Origin of the sequence: Pseudomonas sp. P9_35 (assembly GCF_034008205.1) — a bacterium.
Classification (GTDB): Bacteria; Pseudomonadota; Gammaproteobacteria; order Pseudomonadales; family Pseudomonadaceae; genus Aquipseudomonas; species Aquipseudomonas kilonensis.
On record NZ_CP125373.1, the window covers coordinates 298,117 to 318,640 of the forward strand.

At 58.6% G+C, this 20,524-nt stretch carries 22 protein-coding genes; 11 read left to right on the forward strand and 11 right to left on the reverse strand.

The window, feature by feature from the left end; all coding sequences use genetic code 11:
• Window positions 1-540: 540 nt before the first annotated feature.
• From QMK47_RS01270 to QMK47_RS01280, 3 genes are all read right to left on the reverse strand, one after another.
• Window positions 541-1,098, reverse strand: a complete 558-nt coding sequence (locus QMK47_RS01270) for an L-threonylcarbamoyladenylate synthase (RefSeq protein WP_018603585.1) — start codon at window positions 1,096-1,098, stop codon at window positions 541-543.
• A 61-nt stretch (window positions 1,099-1,159) separates the two neighbouring features.
• Window positions 1,160-2,254 carry a DNA-processing protein DprA gene (gene dprA, locus QMK47_RS01275; RefSeq protein ID WP_320389695.1) on the reverse strand — a complete coding sequence of 365 codons (1,095 nt, stop codon included), beginning with the start codon at window positions 2,252-2,254 and terminating at the stop codon, window positions 1,160-1,162.
• An 81-nt stretch (window positions 2,255-2,335) separates the two neighbouring features.
• Entirely contained in the window at window positions 2,336-3,361 is a 1,026-nt protein-coding gene (locus QMK47_RS01280) for a LysM peptidoglycan-binding domain-containing protein (RefSeq protein ID WP_258690113.1), read from the reverse strand.
• 169 nt (window positions 3,362-3,530) lie between these two features.
• Here QMK47_RS01280 and def point away from each other — a divergent pair, with 169 nt between their 5' ends.
• The 6 genes from def (at window position 3,531) to QMK47_RS01310 (ending at window position 8,863) form a co-directional block, all read left to right on the forward strand.
• On the forward strand, window positions 3,531-4,037 hold the full coding sequence (gene def, locus QMK47_RS01285; RefSeq protein WP_003196300.1) for a peptide deformylase: 507 nt from the start codon (window positions 3,531-3,533) through the stop codon (window positions 4,035-4,037).
• Window positions 4,038-4,108: 71 nt separating this feature from the next.
• Complete coding sequence (fmt, locus tag QMK47_RS01290; protein WP_320389696.1) at window positions 4,109-5,068, forward strand: methionyl-tRNA formyltransferase; 960 nt, start codon at window positions 4,109-4,111, stop codon at window positions 5,066-5,068.
• A complete protein-coding gene (gene rsmB, locus QMK47_RS01295; RefSeq protein WP_258690115.1) occupies window positions 5,065-6,375 on the forward strand; it encodes a 16S rRNA (cytosine(967)-C(5))-methyltransferase RsmB in 1,311 nt (436 codons plus the stop codon). The genes fmt and rsmB overlap by 4 nt, the downstream gene beginning before the upstream one ends.
• 24 nt (window positions 6,376-6,399) lie before the next feature.
• On the forward strand, window positions 6,400-7,773 hold the full coding sequence (trkA, locus tag QMK47_RS01300; RefSeq protein ID WP_320389697.1) for a Trk system potassium transporter TrkA: 1,374 nt from the start codon (window positions 6,400-6,402) through the stop codon (window positions 7,771-7,773).
• 141 nt (window positions 7,774-7,914) lie between these two features.
• Window positions 7,915-8,226, forward strand: coding sequence for a tetratricopeptide repeat protein (locus QMK47_RS01305; protein ID WP_320389698.1), 312 nt, complete (start codon window positions 7,915-7,917; stop codon window positions 8,224-8,226).
• A gap of 373 nt (window positions 8,227-8,599) precedes the next feature.
• Entirely contained in the window at window positions 8,600-8,863 is a 264-nt protein-coding gene (locus tag QMK47_RS01310) for a hypothetical protein (RefSeq protein ID WP_320389699.1), read from the forward strand.
• A gap of 28 nt (window positions 8,864-8,891) precedes the next feature.
• On the opposite strand, the gene QMK47_RS01315 is transcribed toward QMK47_RS01310, so the two are convergent.
• Window positions 8,892-9,587 (reverse strand): DUF1963 domain-containing protein, encoded by a 696-nt coding sequence (locus QMK47_RS01315; RefSeq protein WP_053126962.1) that lies wholly within the window; start codon window positions 9,585-9,587, stop codon window positions 8,892-8,894.
• Window positions 9,588-10,386: 799 nt separating this feature from the next.
• On the opposite strand from QMK47_RS01315, the gene QMK47_RS01320 reads away from it, so the two are divergent.
• Window positions 10,387-11,217, forward strand: a complete 831-nt coding sequence (locus tag QMK47_RS01320; protein WP_320389700.1) for a GIY-YIG nuclease family protein — start codon at window positions 10,387-10,389, stop codon at window positions 11,215-11,217.
• A 149-nt stretch (window positions 11,218-11,366) separates the two neighbouring features.
• On the opposite strand, the gene QMK47_RS01325 is transcribed toward QMK47_RS01320, so the two are convergent.
• From QMK47_RS01325 to QMK47_RS01340, 4 genes are all read right to left on the reverse strand, one after another.
• Window positions 11,367-12,071 carry a hypothetical protein gene (locus tag QMK47_RS01325; RefSeq protein ID WP_320389701.1) on the reverse strand — a complete coding sequence of 235 codons (705 nt, stop codon included), beginning with the start codon at window positions 12,069-12,071 and terminating at the stop codon, window positions 11,367-11,369.
• A 306-nt stretch (window positions 12,072-12,377) separates the two neighbouring features.
• Window positions 12,378-12,740, reverse strand: a complete 363-nt coding sequence (locus QMK47_RS01330) for a DUF6124 family protein (RefSeq protein ID WP_320389702.1) — start codon at window positions 12,738-12,740, stop codon at window positions 12,378-12,380.
• A 638-nt stretch (window positions 12,741-13,378) separates the two neighbouring features.
• Entirely contained in the window at window positions 13,379-13,990 is a 612-nt protein-coding gene (locus QMK47_RS01335) for a hypothetical protein (protein ID WP_122567751.1), read from the reverse strand.
• 88 nt (window positions 13,991-14,078) lie between these two features.
• Window positions 14,079-14,924, reverse strand: coding sequence for a deaminase (locus QMK47_RS01340; protein ID WP_320389703.1), 846 nt, complete (start codon window positions 14,922-14,924; stop codon window positions 14,079-14,081).
• Between the two features lie 327 nt (window positions 14,925-15,251).
• Between QMK47_RS01340 and QMK47_RS01345 the strand changes: the two genes are divergently transcribed.
• The 4 genes from QMK47_RS01345 to QMK47_RS01360 all read left to right on the forward strand — a co-directional run bounded on the left by QMK47_RS01345 (window position 15,252) and on the right by QMK47_RS01360 (window position 17,463).
• Entirely contained in the window at window positions 15,252-15,704 is a 453-nt protein-coding gene (locus QMK47_RS01345) for a hypothetical protein (RefSeq protein ID WP_320389704.1), read from the forward strand.
• A 12-nt stretch (window positions 15,705-15,716) separates the two neighbouring features.
• Complete coding sequence (locus QMK47_RS01350) at window positions 15,717-15,980, forward strand: hypothetical protein (protein ID WP_320389705.1); 264 nt, start codon at window positions 15,717-15,719, stop codon at window positions 15,978-15,980.
• A 145-nt stretch (window positions 15,981-16,125) separates the two neighbouring features.
• On the forward strand, window positions 16,126-16,566 hold the full coding sequence (locus QMK47_RS01355) for a hypothetical protein (protein WP_320412948.1): 441 nt from the start codon (window positions 16,126-16,128) through the stop codon (window positions 16,564-16,566).
• 210 nt (window positions 16,567-16,776) lie between these two features.
• Window positions 16,777-17,463 carry an HAD hydrolase-like protein gene (locus tag QMK47_RS01360; protein WP_320389707.1) on the forward strand — a complete coding sequence of 229 codons (687 nt, stop codon included), beginning with the start codon at window positions 16,777-16,779 and terminating at the stop codon, window positions 17,461-17,463.
• A gap of 455 nt (window positions 17,464-17,918) precedes the next feature.
• Here QMK47_RS01360 and QMK47_RS01365 read toward each other — a convergent pair whose 3' ends face one another.
• The 3 genes from QMK47_RS01365 to QMK47_RS01375 are packed head-to-tail and all read right to left on the reverse strand — an operon-like array spanning window position 17,919 to window position 20,517.
• Window positions 17,919-18,554 carry an SCO family protein gene (locus tag QMK47_RS01365; RefSeq protein WP_003196316.1) on the reverse strand — a complete coding sequence of 212 codons (636 nt, stop codon included), beginning with the start codon at window positions 18,552-18,554 and terminating at the stop codon, window positions 17,919-17,921.
• Window positions 18,551-19,450: a heme o synthase gene (gene cyoE, locus QMK47_RS01370; RefSeq protein WP_013691978.1), complete on the reverse strand. Its 900-nt coding sequence runs from the start codon at window positions 19,448-19,450 to the stop codon at window positions 18,551-18,553. The genes QMK47_RS01365 and cyoE overlap by 4 nt, the downstream gene beginning before the upstream one ends.
• Window positions 19,438-20,517 (reverse strand): COX15/CtaA family protein, encoded by a 1,080-nt coding sequence (locus tag QMK47_RS01375; protein WP_214511184.1) that lies wholly within the window; start codon window positions 20,515-20,517, stop codon window positions 19,438-19,440. The genes cyoE and QMK47_RS01375 overlap by 13 nt, the downstream gene beginning before the upstream one ends.
• Window positions 20,518-20,524: the final 7 nt, after the last annotated feature.

Here is a 20,524-nt window from a genome sequence, read left to right on the forward strand (position 1 = left end):
AAAATACTGTGGGCAACACAAAACCCTGTGGGGCGAGCTTGCTCGCGATAGCGGTGTATCAGTCAGCATCAAAGCCAACTGACCCGGCGCCATCGCGAGCAGGCTCGCTCCCACATTCGGTCCATGGTGTTCAAAAATACTGTGGGCAACACAAAACCCTGTGGGAGCGAGCTTGCTCGCGATAGCGGCGTATCAGCCAACATCACTGCCAACTGACCCGACGCCTTCGCGAGCAAGCTCGCTCCCACATTCGGTCCATGGTGTTCAAAAATACTGTGGGCAACACAAAACCCTGTGGGAGCGAGCCTGCTCGCGATAGCGGTGGATCAGTCAGCATCACTGCCAACTGACCCGACGCCTTCGCGAGCAAGCTCGCTCCCACATTCGGTCCATGGTGTTCAAAAATACTGTGGGCAACACAAAACCCTGTGGGAGCGAGCTTGCTCGCGATAGCGGTGTATCAGTCAACATCAATGCTGGCTGACCTGACGCCATCGCGAGCGAGCTCGCTCCCACAGTGGGTTGTGCACTGGCAAAAAGTCAGTCCGGGCGCACGACCTTGCCAGTCGCCAGGTCGCGAATCACGCTGGGGTTCCTGCGTCCGCCCAGGTTGCCGCCCAGCACCAGGTCGATCTGCCCGCGGAAATACTGCTCGACGCGAATCCGCGTGCGCGCCGCCGGGCGTCCTTGGGGGTTGGCCGAGGTGGACACCAGCGGCCCGACCAACGAGCACAAGTCGCGCACGGTGGGATGATCGCTGACCCGCAGGGCGACGGTGTCGTGCACCCCGGTGATCCATTCCGGCAGCAGGTTCTGGTGCGGCACCAGCCAGGTATTGGGCCCCGGCCAGGTGCTGGCCATGCGGTCCATCCAGGTTTCGGGGAAGTCTTCGAACAGGAAGTCGAACTGGTGGATGTTGTCAGCCACCAGGATCAGGCCTTTGTCGGGCAGCCGCGACTTGATCGCCAGCAGGCGTTCCACCGCCTCCTCGTTCCACGGGTCACAACCCAGGCCCCAGACCGCTTCGGTTGGATAGGCAATCACCGCCCCGGCGCGAATTTCTCGCGCGGCTTGTTGCACACGCCAACTGTTGACCATGAAAGATTCTCCCGCAACGCAAATAAGGCTGTGGGCAGTTTACCGATCTTCCCCATAAAACCTAGCGCGCAAACCAGCGTCCGTTGTCACAGGTGGCGCGGCCTTCCATCTCCAGTTCGGTCAGCGCCGCCAGCACTTTGGGCAAGCCCCAGCCACTGGCGTCGGCCAGCGCCTCACTGCTCAGCGGCGCGGCATGCAGCAGGCGCAGCAACGGATGGGTCACGGGCACGGGCTCCGAGGCCGGCGACAACCGCTGCCAACCGCGCAGCGCTTCGAGGATGTGCTCGACGGTTTCTACCAGCGCCGCACCGTCGCGGATCAACTGATGACAGCCCCGGGCCCCAGGGTGATGGATCGATCCGGGAATGGCGTACACCTCGCGGCCCTGCTCCGCCGCCAGTCGCGCGGTGATCAGCGAACCGCTGGCGACACTGGCTTCGACCACCAGCACACCGAGGGACAAGCCGCTGATGATCCGGTTGCGCCGCGGAAAGTTGCTGGCGTGGGGCGCTGCGTCCAACGGGAACTCCGACAACACCGCGCTGCCCTGGGCAATCATCGCGTCCGCCAGCCGACGATTGCGCTGTGGATAAAAATTTTCCAGGCCGGTGCCCAACACGCCGACGGTGCGCCCGCCAACATCCAATGCCGCCTGATGGGCTGCCGCATCGATGCCCAGGGCCAGGCCGCTGGTGATGACAAAACCGGCCCCGGCCAAGCTTCGGGAAAACGCCGCCGCAGTGTCCATGCCCGGCCGCGATGCCCGCCGACTGCCGACCATCGCCAGCTGGGGTTTTTCCAGGATCGAAGTGTCGCCAGCGACGAACAGCAGCGGCGGCGCGTCGCTGATCTGCGCCAACAGCGCCGGGTAGTCGGGTTGGTCCCACATCAGTAAATGCTGGCCCGCAGGCTCCAGCCAGGCCAGTGCGTGGGCAGCACCGTCACGCACATCCGGGTTGCGCCGCGCCTCGGCACAGGCCAGCGGCAAGCCCAGCGCGCGCCAGGCGCTGGCCGGTGCACTGATGGCCTTGGAGGCCGAGCCGAAGGCCTCCATCAGCGTCATGAAACGTTTGGGTCCCAGCTCCGGCAAGCGGTGAAGGCGTAGCCGGGCCTCCAGTTCCGCAGGGGAAACCGGCGCAGATTCAGGCAGTGGCATGTGATCAATCCTTGATCGTTATAAGCCCCGTACAAACGGGAACAAGCTGTGGATAACTCTGTTGGTAACTTGTGAGACCCGTTACGGATTACGGACCTTGTCGAGCACTGCCAACGAGCGCGATGCGTACAGCACCAGGCCATAGCTGAGCTTGTCGTAGGTGCGGAAAACCATCAGCAGGCCGGCCTGCTCGTCGGGGATCTTCACCCGCTCGCCCGTGATGCGGTCGCGTACGGTTTCACCGGTCTTCATCACCGCCAGCACATTGCCTTCGACCAGCCCGTCGCGCCGGCCCTTGTTCAGGGTGACCACGTCCAGCGCGCCGATCTGTGTCACGCCCCGCGGCACGTCCAGGATCAACCCGTGGATGTCCGATTTCGGCGCGCTGGGCATGAAGGTCGAATTGATCGAGCGCTCTTCGCCGCTGAACAGGCGATCACCCAGGCGCACTTCCTGGGTGGTGCGTTGCAGGACCAGGGTGGTGACGTCGCCTTCGGTGGCGACCACCTCGCCGCCGCCGATGTCGTCGGCGTTGATGCCCAGGAATTCCTTGGTCTCGGGGTCGGTGTAGACCTTGCCCTGGCGGAAGATGCCGTACGCCGTCTGGTTCGCATCGAACGAGCCACGGGCGAAGACCCGATCCCCCATGCCACTGAGCACTCGTTCGGCATTGCCGGCGACGACGTAGGGGGCCTTGTTGAAATCCTCAGGCGTGTCGACGATGCGGTTGCTCAGCAGGAAGCTGTTGATGGCTTGCAGCGGAATGCTCGGAATGGCGTCGGCCACTGGCGAACTGCGAATGCGCGGCGACAGCTTGATGGTGCCGCGCGAGGCGCCGCGATTGAGAGTCAGGCGCGGCTGGCCGTTGACGTAGACCAGCGACAGGGTGTCGCCCGGATAGATCAGGTTGGGGTTTTCGATCTGCGGGTTGGCCTGCCACAGCTCGGGCCATTTCCACGGCTCGCGCAGGTACTTGCCGGAAATGTCCCACAGTGTGTCCCCCGTCACCACCGTGTATTGCTGGGGAAAACCTTCCCGAAGTTGCACTTGCCCATGCGCGATACCGGCCGAGGCCAGGAGCAGCAGGGCGAGTAGTGATTTCCTCATGCGGTGAATCCCTTTATTATGTGCGTTCGCGTAAAACGCCAGAGCCCCCGTGGCTCGCTGCTTAAGGAGCTATTCTCCACAAGCGCATCGTTTTACAACGGTAGCCTGCATCCCAAGACACGCCAGGCGAGCCACCCGACTTTACCTCACACGTGCATTTATCAAGCTTATGGCCATTTTGAACATTCTCGAATTTCCGGACCCGCGCCTGCGCACTATCGCCAAACCAGTGGCCGTAGTGGACGACGAAGTGCGTCAGTTGGTCGATGACATGTTTGAAACAATGTATGAAGCGCCAGGCATCGGCCTCGCCGCGACCCAGGTCAACGTGCACAAGCGTATCGTCGTCATGGACCTCTCCGAAGACCGCAGCGAACCGCGGGTGTTCATCAACCCCGAGTTCGAAACCCTGACCGACGAGATGGACCAATACCAGGAAGGCTGCCTCTCGGTACCGGGCTTCTACGAAAACGTCGACCGCCCACAGAAGGTCAAGATCAAGGCCCTGGACCGTGACGGCCAGCCTTACGAACTGATCGCCGAAGGTTTGCTGGCGGTGTGCATCCAGCACGAGTGTGACCACCTCAACGGCAAGTTGTTCGTGGATTACTTGTCTACCCTCAAGCGCGACCGCATCAAGAAAAAACTGGAAAAACTTCATCGCCAGAATGCTTGATGCCCCCCTTCAAAGGCTTGCCGCGGCAAGCCTTTTTCTTTTTGCGACTGCTTTGTAATTGAGAGCTACCCATGACTGAGCCACTGCGCATCGTCTTTGCCGGCACTCCCGAATTTGCCGCCGAACACCTCAAGGCCCTGCTGGCCAGCCCCCACGACATCGTCGCGGTCTACACCCAGCCGGACCGACCGGCCGGTCGCGGGCAAAAACTGATGCCCAGCCCGGTCAAGCAACTGGCCCTGGAGCACGGCATCGAGGTGTTGCAGCCGCCGACCCTGCGCGATGCGCAAGCCCAGGCCGAACTGGCGGCGCTGAAGCCGGACTTGATGGTGGTGGTCGCCTACGGCCTGATCCTGCCGCAAGTGGTGCTGGACATCCCGCGCCTGGGTTGCATCAACAGCCACGCTTCGCTGCTGCCGCGCTGGCGCGGTGCCGCGCCGATCCAGCGCGCCGTGGAAGCGGGCGATGCCGAGAGTGGCGTGACCGTGATGCGCATGGAAGCCGGCCTGGACACCGGGCCGATGCTGCTCAAGGTCGGCACGTCCATCAGCGCCGACGACACCGGTGGCAGCCTGCACGACCGCCTCGCGCTGATCGGCCCGCCAGCGGTGGTCCAGGCGATTGCCGGCCTGGCCGCTGGTACGTTGGAGGGCGAAGTGCAGGATGACAGCCTCGCCACCTACGCGCACAAACTGAACAAGGACGAAGCCCGCATCGACTGGAGCCGCCCAGCCATCGAACTGGAGCGCCTGGTGCGGGCCTTCAACCCTTGGCCGATCTGCCACAGCACCTTGAACGGCGAAGCCCTGAAAGTGCTGGCGGCCAGCTGCGCCGAAGGGAAGGGCGCACCGGGTGAAATCCTCAGCGCCAGCAAGGACGGCCTGATCGTGGCCTGCGGCGAGCAGGCGCTGTGCCTGACGCGCCTGCAACTGCCCGGTGGCAAGGCACTGAATTTCAGCGACCTGTTCAACAGCCGCCGTGAGAAATTTGCCCTCGGCACCGTCCTCGGCCAAGCGGCGGACGCCTCATGAACCCACGTCTGGCCGCCGCCAAGGCACTTGCCGCCGTCCTCAGCGGCAAAGCCTCCCTCAACAGTTCTCTGCCGACCCAATTGGACAAGGTCGAAGACCGTGATCGCGGTTTCACCCAAGACCTGGCGTTCGGCACCGCCCGTTGGCAGCCGCGGCTGTCGGCCCTCGCGGCGAAGCTGTTGCAGAAGCCGTTCAAGGCCGCCGATGCCGACGTCGAGGCGCTGCTGCTGGTGGGGCTCTATCAACTGCTCTACACCCGCGTCCCGGCCCACGCCGCCATCGGCGAAACCGTGGGCTGCGCCGACAAGCTGAAGAAGCCCTGGGCCAAGGCCCTGATCAATGCCGTGTTGCGCCGCGCCCAGCGGGAAAGCGAAGCCCTGCTGGCCGAGCTGGAGCACGACCCGGTAGTCCGCACCGCGCACCCGCGCTGGCTGCAGAAATCCCTCAAGGCCTTCTGGCCTGAGCAATGGGAAGCCATCTGCGCCGCCAACAATGCCCATCCGCCGATGATCCTGCGGGTCAACCGTCGCCACCATACCCGCGACGCCTACCTGGCGTTGCTGGGCGAGGCGGGCATCCCGGCCATCCCGTGCCAGTACAGCCGCGACGGCATCGTCCTGGAAACCCCCGGCGATGTGCGCGCCTTGCCGGGCTTTGCCGAGGGCTGGATCAGCGTCCAGGACGAAGCCGCCCAACTGGCCGCCGACCTGCTGGAACTGGCGCCCGGCCAACGGGTGCTGGACGCCTGCTGCGCGCCGGGTGGCAAGACCTGTCACATCCTCGAGGTCGAGCCGAAGCTGGCCGGCGTGGTGGCGGTGGACCTGGAAGCCAAGCGCCTGGTGCGCGTGAAGGAAAACCTCGAGCGTCTGGGCCTGGAGGCCGAGCTGATCGCCGCCGATGGCCGCGACACCGCGACCTGGTGGGACGGCAAGCCGTTCCAGCGCATCCTCCTCGACGCGCCATGCTCGGCCACCGGCGTGATTCGCCGCCATCCGGACATCAAGCTCACCCGCCAGCCGGACGACATTGCCGCGCTGGCCGTGTTGCAGGGCGAACTGCTCGATGCCCTGTGGCCGACCCTGGAAGTGGGCGGCATGCTGCTCTACGCCACCTGCTCGACCTTGCCGACCGAGAACACCGAAGTGATCGAAGCCTTCCTCGCCCGCACCCCAGGCGCCCGGGAACTGGACATTGCCAGCCAGGCCGGCCTCAAGCAGCCTCACGGCCGGCAGTTGCTGGCCCAGGAAGGTGGTCACGACGGGTTCTACTACGCCAAGCTGATCAAGATCGCCGCCGCACGCGGTTAAGACCGATTCGATAGGAGTGACTGGATGAAAATCATCATCCTCGGCGCAGGACAAGTCGGCGGTTCGCTGGCGGAACATCTGGCCAGCGAGGCCAACGACATCACTGTGGTCGACACCGACAGTGAACGCCTGCGCGACCTCGGCGACCGTCTCGACATCCGCACCGTGCAAGGTCGCGGCTCGTTGCCGACGGTGCTGCGCCAGGCCGGTGCCGACGATGCCGACATGCTCGTCGCCGTGACCAACAGCGATGAAACCAACATGGTCGCCTGCCAGGTTGCCCACACGTTGTTCCACACCCCGACCAAGATCGCCCGGGTGCGCGAAGCGGCCTACCTGACCCGCGCCGACCTGTTCGACAACGAAGCGATCCCGGTGGATGTGCTGATCAGCCCCGAGCAAGTGGTGACCAACTACATCAAGCGCCTGATCGAACACCCCGGTGCCTTGCAGGTGATCGACTTTGCCGAAGGCAAGGCGCAACTGGTGGCGGTCAAGGCCTACTACGGCGGGCCGCTGGTGGGCCAGCAACTGCGCCAGTTGCGTGAGCACATGCCGAATGTGGAAACCCGCGTTGCGGCGATCTTCCGCCGTGACCGGCCGATCCTGCCCCAGGGCGACACAGTGATCGAAGCCGACGACGAAGTCTTCTTCATCGCCGCCAAGGCGAACATTCGCGCGGTCATGAGCGAAATGCGCCGCCTGGACGAGAACTACAAGCGCATCGTCATCGCTGGCGGCGGGCAGATCGGCGAGCGCCTGGCCGAAGCCATCGAAAGCCGCTACCAGGTCAAGATCATCGAGATGAACCCGGCGCGCTGCCGCTACCTCTCCGACACCCTCGACAGCACCGTGGTGCTGCAAGGCAGTGCTTCGGACCGCGACCTGCTGCTGGAAGAAAACATCGCCGACGCCGACATCTTCCTGGCCCTGACCAACGACGACGAAGCCAACATCATGTCGTCGCTATTGGCCAAGCGCCTGGGGGCGAAGAAGGTCATGACCATCATCAACAACCCGGCCTACGTCGACCTGATCCAGGGCGGCGACATCGACATCGCCATCAGCCCGCAACTGGCAACCATCGGCACCTTGCTGGCCCACGTGCGCCGCGGCGACATCGTCAGCGTCCACTCCCTGCGCCGCGGCGCGGCCGAAGCCATCGAGGCCATCGCCCACGGCGATGCCAAATCCAGCAAAGTGATCGGCAAAGCCATCCGCGACATCGGCCTGCCGCCGGGCACCACCATCGGCGCGATCATCCGCGACGAACAAGTGCTGATCGCCCACGACGACACCATGATCCAGACCGGCGACCACGTGATCCTGTTCCTGGTGGACAAGAAGCACATTCGCGACGTCGAGAAGCTGTTCCATGTGGGGTTGAGTTTCTTCTGACCACCACGGATCGTTCCCACGCTCTGCGTGGGAATGCCTCTACGGACGCTCTGCGTTCGGCTCTTGAGGGGACGCAGAGCGTCCCGGGCTGCATTCCCACGCAGAGCGTGGGAACGATCTTAGTCATGAGGAGTTTTTAAAATGCTCGACTCCCTGGAAAAAATGCTAGCCAAGGGCATGGACAACGCCCTCCTGCGCTTCGGCCTCGGCAAAGGCTACCTAGACCTAGGCGAATTCCCCCGCGCCGCCGAACACCTCCAACGCTGCGTCGAATTCGACCCCAAATACTCAGCCGCCTGGAAACTACTAGGCAAGGCCCACCAAGGCCAAGGCGACGCCGCTGCAGCCCGCCAAGCCTGGGAACAAGGCCTGGAAGCCGCCCGAGCCCACGGCGACAAACAAGCCGAAAAAGAAATGACCGTGTTCCTCAAAAAACTGGACCGCCACCCCTGAATTCACACAAAACCGCTTTTGTGGCGAGGGAGCTTGCTCCCGCTTGAGTGCGAAGCACTCACCCCCCCCCAATCCGCTAAAAGCTCAGCCGGCGCAAAATCTGTGGGAGCAAAGCTTGCTCGCGATAGCGATAGACCAGCCAAAACAGTTATCGACTGACCTACCCCAATCGCGAGCAAGCTTTGCTCCCACAGGGTTTGCGGCTGAACTGACCGACATTCCCCGCTCCCCGGTCCAGTAAAATGAAACAATCTGAACCCAATCCGCTCGCTGTAGTGACGCGCTAGTCAGCATCGAGGCGCAGGTAAACGGCGGCATCGGCCCCCAACGCACTCTCTCGATACTGATCACCAAGACCTGACTGGAACCGTACATGTCCGAAATTACTCAATTGGTTATTGCCTTGGTGTTGTCCTTTCTGCTCGATCGATTCCTCAAACCCTATCTGCTACGCAAGTGGCTAGGGGTGGCGCTGGTGGTGGCGGGTGCGGTCGGCTGCGTTTTGGCCGCTCAGACCCGCTTGTTGGGGTTTGATCTGGGGTTGCTGTCGGTTTTTGCCGTGCCGATAGGGATGGGGTTGTTCATGAAGCGGCGGCGGTTTGAGGAGGTTGGTGTAGGGAAGAAAGGGGCTGATTGAACCTGAAAATAAATCCGCCCCCCGACGCCTAGTAAAAGTCGTAATAAAGCGCCCACTCCCCAGTTTTGTTGTGCTTCCAGAACATCAGGCTCCCACTGTCGACCACGTTCAGATTGATCTTCGAGTCCGATGAGATCTGGAACACAAACTCGAAGCCTTCACCCGGATCAACACCCGACTGGCAGAACGAAGGGTAACCACCGATCTTGTGTTCGTAGGTGTGGGTGACCAAGTCGTAATAGCTCTGGATCTTGCCCGCGCGTTCCAGCGTGAGGATTGCTTGCTCAAGGTCTTCCGGGACACCACCGCCATCCCACAATGGAAAGTCCTCTGGCACCGCTTGCGCCGTCAGTGGGAAGGGTTTGAGGAATGTACCTGCCACCGACAGAGACTTGCGCACCAACACATCATCCGGCCCGTACTCGCGGATAACCCAATTATCCCCCATCGGCTCAAAGTGCTCGGGGAACGGGTTTGAAATGAACACCGTCAGCACACGAACCCCTGCTAGCAGAGGGCTGTTGATGGGCAGGGCGGGCAGGTAAAACTGCGCATAGGGGAGCAACTGTTGCCCCGCCTGATTAGTGGGCACCTCTTCATCCGGTCGGAACAGGAAGACATTGCCCAGCCAGCTTTCTTCATCGGTGCCCGCAGGACGAAAGCCGCCGGCAATGAGCTTCACGGCGGGGCGGGCCAGGCGTTGCTTGATTTCCTGGATTTCCATGGCGATGTAAACCTCCTTTTACTTCAAATATTAAGACCGCAGATTGCCAGTGTACGAGAGTAGATAGCAGCGCTTCTTTGCCCGAGCTAGACCACATTAGCGTCCTTCACGGATAAGAGAGTGGACCTCCTCCCACTTCCCAGGCCAATGACTTTCCCAGAGTGTCATCGATACCGGCTCGGCCAGTGGGAGGAAACGATAGAGCCCGAGGGCAAGGCTGCAAAGCCGGCGGATTCTGATGCAGTTGTAGGCAAAGGCGCGAGGATACGTGGCTTGGAGGTGCGGTGGTCAGGTCCTGGCTTGGCCCACGGAAGGTGGAGAGGCAGGAGCAAGCATCCATGCGAATGCTATGGAAGGGGTAAATCTATTGCTGGAAATAAATCTGGGTGTCCCCTTTTTCCGTTTGGATCGCTAGCGCTGACTTCGCACAGAACCGCTTTGGTGGCGAGGGAGCTTGCTCCCGCTTGAGTGCGAAGCACTCATAAAAAAGCCCGCCGCATCCCGTATTGCCAGTCAGTACAAGCAGCCAAACACAAATCTCTGTGGCGAGGGGATTTATCCCCGCTGGGCTGCGTAGCAGTCCCAAACAGTCAACGCGGTATGTCTGATATACCGGAACCTAATAAAGGAAAACCGGGGACAGACCACGATTTGGGCTCACCTGTAATCGGACTCTCTCATAATCGTGGTCTGTCCCCGTTTCCCTTTCTTGCTAATATGCTGAAAGCTAGGTTGTTGTTTGGTCAGATACCATTCCTTTTCTTTTTAGCCATGGCACATGGCATTCACTGAGCAGCATATGACTATCCCACTCCGTACGTTTTTCCCAAGCCTAAATTACAAAGAACACAAGATCCACTTTGCCTGCTGGAATCAGCATAGTCAGCCTTTAGATGTCTTCATTCGATCTCATAAAGAATGGCAAGACTGGAACGCCTGGAGGGGAAAGCGGGATGACTTCAATCGGCGATATATTTTCTCGCTAATTGATTTTTATCCAGAGCCGAAGGCAAATACATGGCTATTTGGAGGAATTTGGGAGGTTCTCAGTTCTACCAATATTCCAGATTCAACCGCCTATAATCTGAGCTTACTTGAAGAGCATGAACATCTGATTGGTAAGCTCAAAATCGAAGCACCGGCCATAGGCCGCGCTCGGCGATGTCTGATGGAAGCATATGCCGATGACATGTCTATCGTAGAGCTGTTTAAGGAAGTCTACACCGGCGAACGTTTTCCAGGCTTTGACAATTTATCGCTAAGCTTTTCTTCAATGGAGACAATCTTTTTGACCCAACGCCTCGACTGGAAAACAGCCTTGGAAAACACCAAAGGTGTCTACCTGATTACCGATAAGAAAAATGGAAAAAAATACGTTGGAGCTGCCTATGGCAAAGATGGCCTTTGGTCTCGCTGGCAGGCCTATCTTCTGACGGGGCACGGTGGGCATAGCGATGAGCTAACCAAACTGATTTCGACCGAAGGAATTGAGTACGCTCGTGAATATTTCAGTCTGACCCTGCTCGAGTATCGCTCAATGCGCACTGATGATGAGGTCGTCATCCGACGAGAAAATTTTTGGAAGGAAGCTCTCCACACGCGGGGTACTTTTGGATACAACAGAAATTAATACGGACGACTGGAACGCTTGGCTGAGTAAGCTGGTAAATAGGAAAATCGGGAAGCTGGGGATAGACCACGATTTGGGTTCACCTGTAATCGGTCCGTCTCATAATCGTGGTCTGTCCCCGTTTGCCGTGTGTCCCCGTTTGCCCTCTGTTAGATGACGCATTGGGATAGCACATCGGTTTTCAATGTTTCGATTAGGCTGTTCATTGATGCCTGATGGACTTCTTCGTGATTGATATCTTTAATATGGGCTAGTGCTGACTTTTTTACCCAGTCTGGCATGGCTGTGGAGTTGGAAATAAATTTCTCAATTAGGTCAATGACAGCCTCTTGTGGGAGGCTCCTAGCCATTAAGCCAAATTCATCGAAGTGCTCAAGGAAGACATCCCTCATAACGTATTCGCATTTCTCAATTATTTCGATTAAATAGTAACCAAATGCATTATGGGACGCCGCACCGCTACGGTTAGTTACAGGAGACGGGGATATAATAAGCGGGAAGCCATCGTTGACATGCGCTTCTGAACTAATATCGAGACCTCTATGTATTATGCTGTTTCGTAGCTCTCGGAGATAAGAATAGTTTTTTTCACCATCCGGAAAATTTTCAAAACTTAGTTTTTTATAAAGTAAATTCTTGAAGCTGGTGTTGTTGGGGTACTCTTTCTCCAAAAACAGCTCAGTTGCAGATAGCAGGCCTGAAAAATATTGAGAATAATATTGCCGCAGATCTTTCTGGCTATTGACAGAAAGGGGGCATCGCAAAGCTAGGGCGTTGCGTAGTGAGAGGTTTTTTAGTTCAAAATACCACTTCACTGCTGAAAGCATTTCAGAAGTGCGGATAATATTTTCCACGGGAATTTCCTTTTAAGGGGCCGCGGAGCGATCCCGAACGGACGAAGCTAGTGGCTTTAACCACTTGTTAAGCCTTTCTATCGTAGCTTTCATAAATCAAAAAATCTAATGCTGCGGACGGAGCAGAAGCGACGAAATCTACTCCGAGACTACGTAATCGTTGGGTAGTGTGTCTATGGTCGGGTATAGAATAAGCGCTCCCATCTGTGAGTGTCCGCTCTTGGTCGTTTTCGGCCACTCTCGGAAGGCGGAGGCAAAAAGAAACCCGACGCAAAAACGCCGGGTTTTTTCGTTGAGGAATAAATCCTACTGCCGCGGCTCCACGTTATCCAACACCCGATTCGCCAACAACGAACTCAGCTCAATCAACTGCTGAATCCCCTGCGCCACATGACGCCTCGATCCCTCCAGATCAAACGCTAGATCACTCACCATCGCATCAGCCGAAGCCAGCGTCTCAGTGAGATTGGCGAGCAGGCATTCGTTATCGAGGCCTTTCACGACGGTGTACAACTGCCCCGGTTTGGGGGCGTCTTGGGATTTATCCGGTTTTGGTAGCAAGTAATGATCGAGCACGCGTTTGGTGGTTTCGTCTTGCTGCTTGGCTTTGGATTTTGCGGATGTAGAGGTGGAATCTGCTTCTGGCGGATTCGGGGTAATTTTGAACATAGGTATGTCTTCTCAGTTAGGCCGGAACCATTTCGCTACTAAACGATAGGGTGGCGGCTGTGCGCAGGTTAGTAGACCGGTGACATACCTAAAACCGGCGCGCCCGAGGGCGCCATGCGCACAGCCACCATCGAGTGCAGGCAAATGCCTAACTGATGAGACTCATGCAGCCGATATGTCATCTGGGCTACTAAACCCGACCACTGATGGGCAGTGGCAGGAAGACAATAGAACCCCGGGACAAGGCGCACAAGCGGGCGGATTCTGGCGTAGTTGTAGGCAAAGGCGCAAGGATGCGTAGCTTGATAGCGGGTGTAGGGGAGGGCTGTAGGAGGGAGGTTTTTTGGTGATGCGGGTGGGGTGTTCTGCGCTGGAACTGGGGCGATTTCATCGCGAGCAGGCTCGCTCCCACAGGGGGTTGGGGGTGTTGCGGATGTTGTGTTTTACACCGCCCGGGTGTGGGAGCGAGCTTGCTCGCGATAGCTATCTGGCGGTCTCTCGCTTGAGTGCGAAGCACTCATAAAAAAGCCCACCGCGTTTTCAATACCAGTCCGCCAAGCAGCCAGCACACACAAAACTCTGGGGCGAGAGGGCTCATCCCGAGGTGCCTGAGTCAGAAAAATAGGCAACCCTTACCGCTATTGATCTGAATCGCCGAGCTGGCGTCGCTTTTTGTGAAGCGCCTTTAGTACCGCATCAATGTGCCAGGTTTCCGGTCCGATAGTAATGGCACCTTGCGGGTCTGCTTGTAGCTTGATGTCTGTCGCGATGCCTTCGATGTTGAGCAGTCGCTGCACATCCTCAAGGTGCCTGCGTTTGCCTGTAAACCACCGTCGGCCGGCCACCGAAAGAAGCGAAAAGCTGTCCGGGTAGGAACACTCCAGTTTCTGCCGAAGGTTGATCAGTGCCGCTTTGCTCTCTCTAGAAAATGCCGGCATCAGTACATAACTTTCACCTGCTGCTGCACGAAGGTCGTCTTTGTCTCGCAGATACTCCTCAATGCTGAAGCAACTAGCTACCGTCTCAAGCGCACCGGATCTGACCTCTACCAAGTGGGCATTGACGCCTACATAGCAATACTCGGTCTTACCATGCACCACACAGTCCTCGGTGTTGCAGCGAATTATCCAGTAGTCGCCATTCGGAGAAAGCTCGCAAGACTGGATAACAAATCGTTCCGGACCGCCGTCTCTGACCGACTCTTTATGGAGGTCGAGGACGATTGCACTGGCCTGTTGTGCGGATAACATCTGTCGGTTCTCAAATCAAAATTTCATGAATCAAGTACAAGGTCTGAGCGAAAGGCATTGATCAGAATAATCCGCTCCCTTATTCCCGTTAATGAGGGCTATAAAAGAACGGGAAATCTGCCTCGTAGATACCTCGTGCCGCTCGCACCGCGAACGGCTGTGTGATGGGCCGCACATCGCTTAACTCCCATGCGAGCCAGCCCTCCGAAAAACGGCTTGCGCATGCGGCTTGCACATCTGCGACTTCGAATGGGCGAACTGTTTTTACACGCACGATTGCAACAGCAATACCTTCGTCTTCATCACCATCGGTGTGAAGAAATCGCCCATTTTCAACAACCAAAAGATCTTCGTAAGGATTCAGTTGGGGATGCCAGCGGCGGACTTCTAGCGTTTTCTCTCCGGAAGCGATCTTGCTTCCATTAGGCCGAACAATTGATAAGGCTTTCATGGTCTTTTGCTGGTGTTCCGGCTGCCTGCGGTGCAAATAAGGCCCCATATCCCGGCGAGCCTGGCCTCCGAGCAAGCCCACGGTGACCTCTATCCCCGCTTGTCGAAGAATGGCGATACCTGCTCCGGCATTGCGTGGGTCTGGATCCAGCATCGAGACATGCACGCGTGTAACCCCCACGCTGATCAACGCCAGGGCGCATGAAGGCGTCCGACCGGCAAATGAGCAAGGTTCCAGGGTGACGTAGGCCGTCATGTCGTCGAGGCCTTGCTCCAGTTGCGAAAGCGCCATCGCTTCCGCGTGATGTTGTCCCGGCGATTGCGTGTAGCCGTTGGCGATAATGGAGCCGTGACGCACGATGACACACCCTACAGGTGGATTCGGCAGGCAATCAGGTATTGCGCGTCTGCCTTGATCAATAGCTTGGCTCATGAAAAAGCGATCTGTATCGGAAAAAGCATTGTTCTTGCCGGGAAGCGACATACCTGGATCCTTGGTAGCGACAAAACCCAGTCAGGATACAGCGCTGAGCCCTATGATGCAGGGACCTGAGGCACCATAGGTTTCTAGGAATCCAGCAGCTCTTCTCATCGCTGCACCAGTCAATCACTGACTCAACTGATAAGGACGCCGCTATGCTCGACTCCCTGGAAAAAATGCTCGCCAAGGGTGCCTGCTTAACTGACCGGCATTCACCGCTCCCCGATCCAGCAAGATGAAATGATTTGAATCCGATCCGCCCGTTGCAGAGAATTGCCACCTTTACCCCAAAAGGATACGGGCGATGAAGTTCGAAGGGACTTTCAATACATGGGCAATCACGGGATCGTCTTCAACGTCTCGCAGATCACCCTCACCGACAGCGAACGTGGGCGCTTGCGTGAGCTGCATTTTGGCGAGGCAAAAAGCGCCCACTATGAAGTCAACAGCAAGGTCGTCGAGGTATACGACAAGATGCAGGCCAAGGGCCTGCCTTGCGTGATGATGATCGGGATCTCCAAGCCGCTCACCCGGCAACAGGGCGACGCCCTCAACGCCCAGCGCACCACGATCGCCAACCTTGCAACCACGGCCTCGACTGCCGCCGCCAAGGCCGTGGCCCCCTATTACGTGGCGGCGTCTGTAGGGGCCGGTGTGCGCATGTATGCCAATGAAATCCTGCCCACCTACCATGCGGGCGACGTACTGGTTAGCATCGAGGCGCAGGTCAACGGCGGTATCGGCCCGCAACGCACCCTCTCGACATTGATCATCAAGACCTGACCGGAGACGTACATGTCCGAAATTACTCAACTGGTCATTGCCTTGGTGGTGTCCTTTCTGCTTGATCGATTCCTCAAGCCGTATCTGCTACGCAAGTGGCTAGGTGTGGCGTTGGTGGTGGCGGGTGCGGTTGGCTGCTTTGTGGCAGGTCAGAACCGCTTGTTGGGGTTTGATCTGGGGTTGCTGTCGGCTTTTGCCGTTGCGATAGGGATGGGGTTGTTCATGAAGCGGCGGCGGTTTGAGGAGGTTGATGAAAGGAAGAAAAGGGCAGATTGAATCTGAAAATTAATCCGGCCCCTTATTCATTACTTCTTCAACAGAATCGACCCAAAGCAGCCGTTCGACCTGCGTAACAGCGTACTGATAGAGTTGAATCTACCCACTGATGGTAATTGGTTGACCGGATTGTTTTTGGAGCTTGATGATGGGGTTCTCCACAACGCTGTGGGAGTGGTACGGCCAAGATGAATACAAACGAGTTATCGCGGTGTGCGAGGCAATCCCGGCTCTTGAGTTCCTGGCACTGACCTCGGACATGCAGCAGAGAACCATCCCGGATTGCCCAGCATGTGAAGCCTGGTCAGGGATGATCCTTCCGTTGAGCGAGGTTCTTTCAATCTGTGGCAGCGCGCTACCGGAGGAAATCAAGACACGGCTGCAAGACATTTGGGAGCGATGCAATAGCCTTACTGAGGCTGCATTTCACTGTCATGATCGGCTGATATTTGATCATGACGAGTGGCGACCGATCAGGGCGGCCGCCGCAGAGCTGCTGGATCTAATGGACTCGCAGGAAATCAATCCATTTCTGGATGACTTGCTATTGGATTGCATAAACGTTACTCGCGGAATAAAGCGTTGAGCATTTCTGCAATTCTATGATGGTGTATTGAACATACTCAGCCGCGTGCCCTAGAGACTTACCGCTTTTGGCCGTTTGTGGCCTATCGCTAGGAAGGACGATGACGGGGATATTCGTGAAAAGATCTCGAGGACACTTAGGGATTATTCGCCCGTTTCTCAGGCGTCAGACCCTTGGAGGAAGCTCCTTCGCTACCAGGAGGTCCAACACGTGACCGATTCCAACGTCATAATTTTCGATATGGACGGTACTGTCCTCGACTCGGCTCCCGGAATCCTTGAGAGTTTGACGTATGCCATCCGTCAACTGGGCCATGATTTTATTCCTGGCGCTGAGACGCAGAAGCTATTTGGCCCCCCGATGAACCAAATCGTCGCAAAACTCCTGGCGCCTTTTGCAGACGATCGAGTCGACGAGTGCGTCCACTTGTACCGCTCCCACTACAGGGAGCAAGGGCTCTACAAAAGCCTTCCGTACACAGGCATAAGCAATGCGCTCCGTTATTTTTCGGACCGTAATTACTCGCTCTTTATTGCGACTTCGAAACGACAAGAGTTTGCTGAAAAAATGCTTACCTACAACGGATTGTTCGATGCTTTCCATTCGATCTGCGGTACTTCGCCTGACGGTAAACTGGATGACAAGGCTGATCTGGTAAAGACGCTGCTGGCATCCCTTGCGAAGCCGCCATCCAGCGTGTTCATGATTGGCGATAAACGTGATGACATGCAGGCAGCGCAGCGAAATGCAGTAATCCCGGTGGGCGCACTGTGGGGCTATGGTGCCGTCGACGAGTTGAAAAACAGTGGGGCCCTGGCCTTGGCCGATACACCCTGGGCGTTACCCTCCATAGTTGACGGTCTGCTGCCGGCAGCTGGATATTCGGCTCGACACTAACCTCTGTGGCAAGGGAGCTTGCTCCCGCTGGCCTGCGTAGCAGGCCCCTGCATTTTTCCAGGCAAACTGCATTGTCTGGTTTTGCGGCTGCTGCGCAGCCGAGCGGGAGCAAGCTCCCTCGCCACGGGGGGGCTGGGCTGGCGTCATCGCGAGCGAGCTCGCTCCCACAGGGGGCGGGGGTGTTGCAGATGTTGTGTTCATCACCGTCCGCTGTGGGAGCGAGCTTGCTCGCGATAGCTATCTAGCGGAAATGACGGTGTTCCTGAAAAAACTGGGTTGGTAGGAACTGGTAGGAGCTGTCGAGTGAAACGAGGCTGCGATCTTTTGATTTTGATCTTTCACTCATGACTCAATTGTCTGGGGCAAGATCGCAGCCTCGTTTCACTCGACAGCTCCTACACAGCTCTTCACAGCTCCTACAGGTGGAGCGAGTCCCCGCTACAAAGGTTGCGCCGTTATTTACGCTTGAGCATCTCCGGCAACTGCGCCACCAACTTCTGATTATTCAACGGCGCCCGAATAAACCCACGCTGGGTACCGTCCGGGCCAATCACCGCGAGGTTGCCGCTGTGATCAACCGTGTAGTTGGGTTTGCTGGTGTCCGCTGGGATGAACGGGATGCTCACCGCATTCGCCAGTTTCTGCAGGTCTTCCACCGAGGCGGCGGTCAGGCCTATGAACTGCGGATCGAAGTAACCCAGGTACTGCTTGAGCTGCTTGGGCGTGTCGCGGTTGGGGTCGACGCTGACCAGTACGATCTGCAACTTGGCCACAGCCTCGGGCGGCAGTTCGCTTTTGATCTGGCGCAGTTGGGCGAGGGTGGTCGGGCAGATGTCCGGGCAGAAGGTGTAGCCGAAGAACAGCAGGCTCCATTTGTCTTTCAACCCGTCCATCGCCACGGGCTGGCCGTCCTGGTCGGTCATCTTCACGTCCGGCAGGTTGCGGCTCTGGGGCAACAGGATGATGCCGGCATCGATCAGCGCCGTCGGGTCGCCCTGGCCTTTGCCGGACAGCACCTTGTTGATGGTCAGGCCGAGGATCAGCGCGATCACGGCCACGAGGATGAAGACGGTTTTCTGGGTTCGAGTCATAGGCTCAACAGTAAGTAATGATCTACAAGCAGGGCGATGAACAGCAGGAACAAGTAATAAATAGAGTACTTGAAGGTGTTGATCGCCGCGTGCGGCCGACTGCCACGGTACAACACCACGGCCCATTGCAGAAACCTGGCGCCCAGCACCAGCGCGCAAACCAGGTACAGCATCCCGCTCATATGGATCACGAACGGCATCAGGCTCACCGCCAGCAGCACCAGGGTGTACAGCAGGATATGGATCTTGGTGTAGTGCTCGCCGTGGGTCACCGGCAGCATCGGGATGTCGGCCTTGGCGTATTCCTCCTTGCGGTGAATCGCCAGGGCCCAGAAATGCGGCGGGGTCCAGGCGAAGATGATCAGCACCAGCAGCAGCGGTTCGGCGCTGACATGACCGGTGGCCGCGACCCAGCCCAGCAGCGGTGGTGCCGCGCCAGCCAGGCCGCCGATGACGATGTTCTGCGGCGTCGCCCGTTTCAGGAAACCGGTATAGACCACCGCATAACCGAGCAACGAGGCCAGGGTCAGCCAGGCTGTCAGCGGGTTGGTGAACGCCAGCAGCAAGGCCTGGCCAATCACGGCCAGTGCCAGGGCGAAGGTCAGGGCGGCGGCCGGGGAGACTCGGCCCTCGGCCAATGGCCGTTTGTGGGTGCGGGCCATCACCGCGTCGATGCGCCGGTCCACCACATGGTTGACCGCCGCCGCGCCGCCGGCACACAGGGCGATGCCCAGGTTGCCGAACACCAGGACCGTCCACGGCACGCCGGCACGGGTGGCGAGGAACATGCCGACCAGCGAGGTGATCAGCATCAGCACCACCACTTTGGGTTTGGTCAGCTCCAGGTAATCGCGCCATATCGCTTGGCTGTGGCGTTCACCGGTCAAGGTTGCCATGGCATCTCTCCTTTTATTGTTATGGGGCTGGCGCCGTGTTTAGGCGGGTTGAACCGCCAGCGCAGCGGGACTTGATGCTTGACCCGGACCAGGCTGGTACGGGCGTGATAGTTGACCAGCACCAGGGTCAGCAACAGTGCCGCGCCCCCGGCGTTGTGGGCGACGGCCACCGGCAACGGCAGATGGAACAGCACGTTGCTGATGCCCAGGGTGATCTGCGCCGCCAGTGCGGCCAGCACCAGCCCGGCCAGCCGGGTCATGCCGACGCTCTTCAATTGCCAGGCCAGCCCCAGCAACACCACGGTCACCAGCAACGCGCCGATGCGGTGGGTCAGGTGGATGGCGGTGCGGGCGTCGCTGTCCAGTTGCCCGCCCAGGTAGTTCGGGCCGATGTGCTGGGTCAGGTGGAAGCCGTTGGCAAAATCGGCCGGTGGCAACCATTGGCCGTGGCAGGTGGGGAAATCGATGCAGGCCACGGCGGCGTAGTTGGAACTGACCCAACCGCCCAGGGCGATCTGGCCGATCACCAGCAGCAGCCCGGCCGTGGCCCAGTGTTGCAGGCGCTTGGGCACGGTCAGCGCCGGCAATACGCCGGACAAGCGCAAGGTGAGCAGAAACAACAGGCTCAACGTCGCGAAGCCGCCGAGCAAATGCCCGGTCACCACCTGCGGCCAGAGCTTGAGGGTCACGGTCCACATGCCGAACGCCGCCTGGGCGAACACCACGGCCAGCAGGAACAGCGGCAGTTTCAACGGCAGGCCAGGGTGACGGCGGTTCATCCAGGCCCGGGCGGCCAACAGGGTAATCAACAGCCCCAGGGTCCCGGCAAAGTAGCGATGGACCATCTCGTTCCAGCCTTTATGGGCCTCCACCGGGGTGTCGGGAAAATGCAGCTCGGCATGGGCCAGTTGGGCTTCGCTCTTGGGCACGCTGATGAAACCGTAGCAACCGGGCCAGTCCGGGCAGCCGAGGCCGGCGTGGGTGAGCCGGGTGTAGGCGCCCAGCAGGACGACGATCAACGCCAGCAGCGTGGCAAACAGCGCGAGGCGAAATCCAGGTTTGGCCATGTCGATG

Coding starts and splice junctions, on each gene's coding strand:
- def (WP_003196300.1), top strand. CDS start 3,531: ATGGCCATTTTGAACATTCTCGAATTTCCGGACCCGCGCCTGCGCACT.
- QMK47_RS01330 (WP_320389702.1), bottom strand. CDS start 12,740: ATGTTCAAAATTACCCCGAATCCGCCAGAAGCAGATTCCACCTCTACA.
- QMK47_RS01355 (WP_320412948.1), top strand. CDS start 16,126: ATGATGGGGTTCTCCACAACGCTGTGGGAGTGGTACGGCCAAGATGAA.
- cyoE (WP_013691978.1), bottom strand. CDS start 19,450: ATGGCAACCTTGACCGGTGAACGCCACAGCCAAGCGATATGGCGCGAT.
- fmt (WP_320389696.1), top strand. CDS start 4,109: ATGACTGAGCCACTGCGCATCGTCTTTGCCGGCACTCCCGAATTTGCC.
- QMK47_RS01340 (WP_320389703.1), bottom strand. CDS start 14,924: ATGTCGCTTCCCGGCAAGAACAATGCTTTTTCCGATACAGATCGCTTT.
- QMK47_RS01320 (WP_320389700.1), top strand. CDS start 10,387: ATGACTATCCCACTCCGTACGTTTTTCCCAAGCCTAAATTACAAAGAA.
- QMK47_RS01365 (WP_003196316.1), bottom strand. CDS start 18,554: ATGACTCGAACCCAGAAAACCGTCTTCATCCTCGTGGCCGTGATCGCG.
- trkA (WP_320389697.1), top strand. CDS start 6,400: ATGAAAATCATCATCCTCGGCGCAGGACAAGTCGGCGGTTCGCTGGCG.
- dprA (WP_320389695.1), bottom strand. CDS start 2,254: ATGCCACTGCCTGAATCTGCGCCGGTTTCCCCTGCGGAACTGGAGGCC.
- rsmB (WP_258690115.1), top strand. CDS start 5,065: ATGAACCCACGTCTGGCCGCCGCCAAGGCACTTGCCGCCGTCCTCAGC.
- QMK47_RS01310 (WP_320389699.1), top strand. CDS start 8,600: ATGTCCGAAATTACTCAATTGGTTATTGCCTTGGTGTTGTCCTTTCTG.
- QMK47_RS01375 (WP_214511184.1), bottom strand. CDS start 20,517: ATGGCCAAACCTGGATTTCGCCTCGCGCTGTTTGCCACGCTGCTGGCG.
- QMK47_RS01305 (WP_320389698.1), top strand. CDS start 7,915: ATGCTCGACTCCCTGGAAAAAATGCTAGCCAAGGGCATGGACAACGCC.
- QMK47_RS01345 (WP_320389704.1), top strand. CDS start 15,252: ATGGGCAATCACGGGATCGTCTTCAACGTCTCGCAGATCACCCTCACC.
- QMK47_RS01335 (WP_122567751.1), bottom strand. CDS start 13,990: ATGTTATCCGCACAACAGGCCAGTGCAATCGTCCTCGACCTCCATAAA.
- QMK47_RS01280 (WP_258690113.1), bottom strand. CDS start 3,361: ATGAGGAAATCACTACTCGCCCTGCTGCTCCTGGCCTCGGCCGGTATC.
- QMK47_RS01270 (WP_018603585.1), bottom strand. CDS start 1,098: ATGGTCAACAGTTGGCGTGTGCAACAAGCCGCGCGAGAAATTCGCGCC.
- QMK47_RS01350 (WP_320389705.1), top strand. CDS start 15,717: ATGTCCGAAATTACTCAACTGGTCATTGCCTTGGTGGTGTCCTTTCTG.
- QMK47_RS01315 (WP_053126962.1), bottom strand. CDS start 9,587: ATGGAAATCCAGGAAATCAAGCAACGCCTGGCCCGCCCCGCCGTGAAG.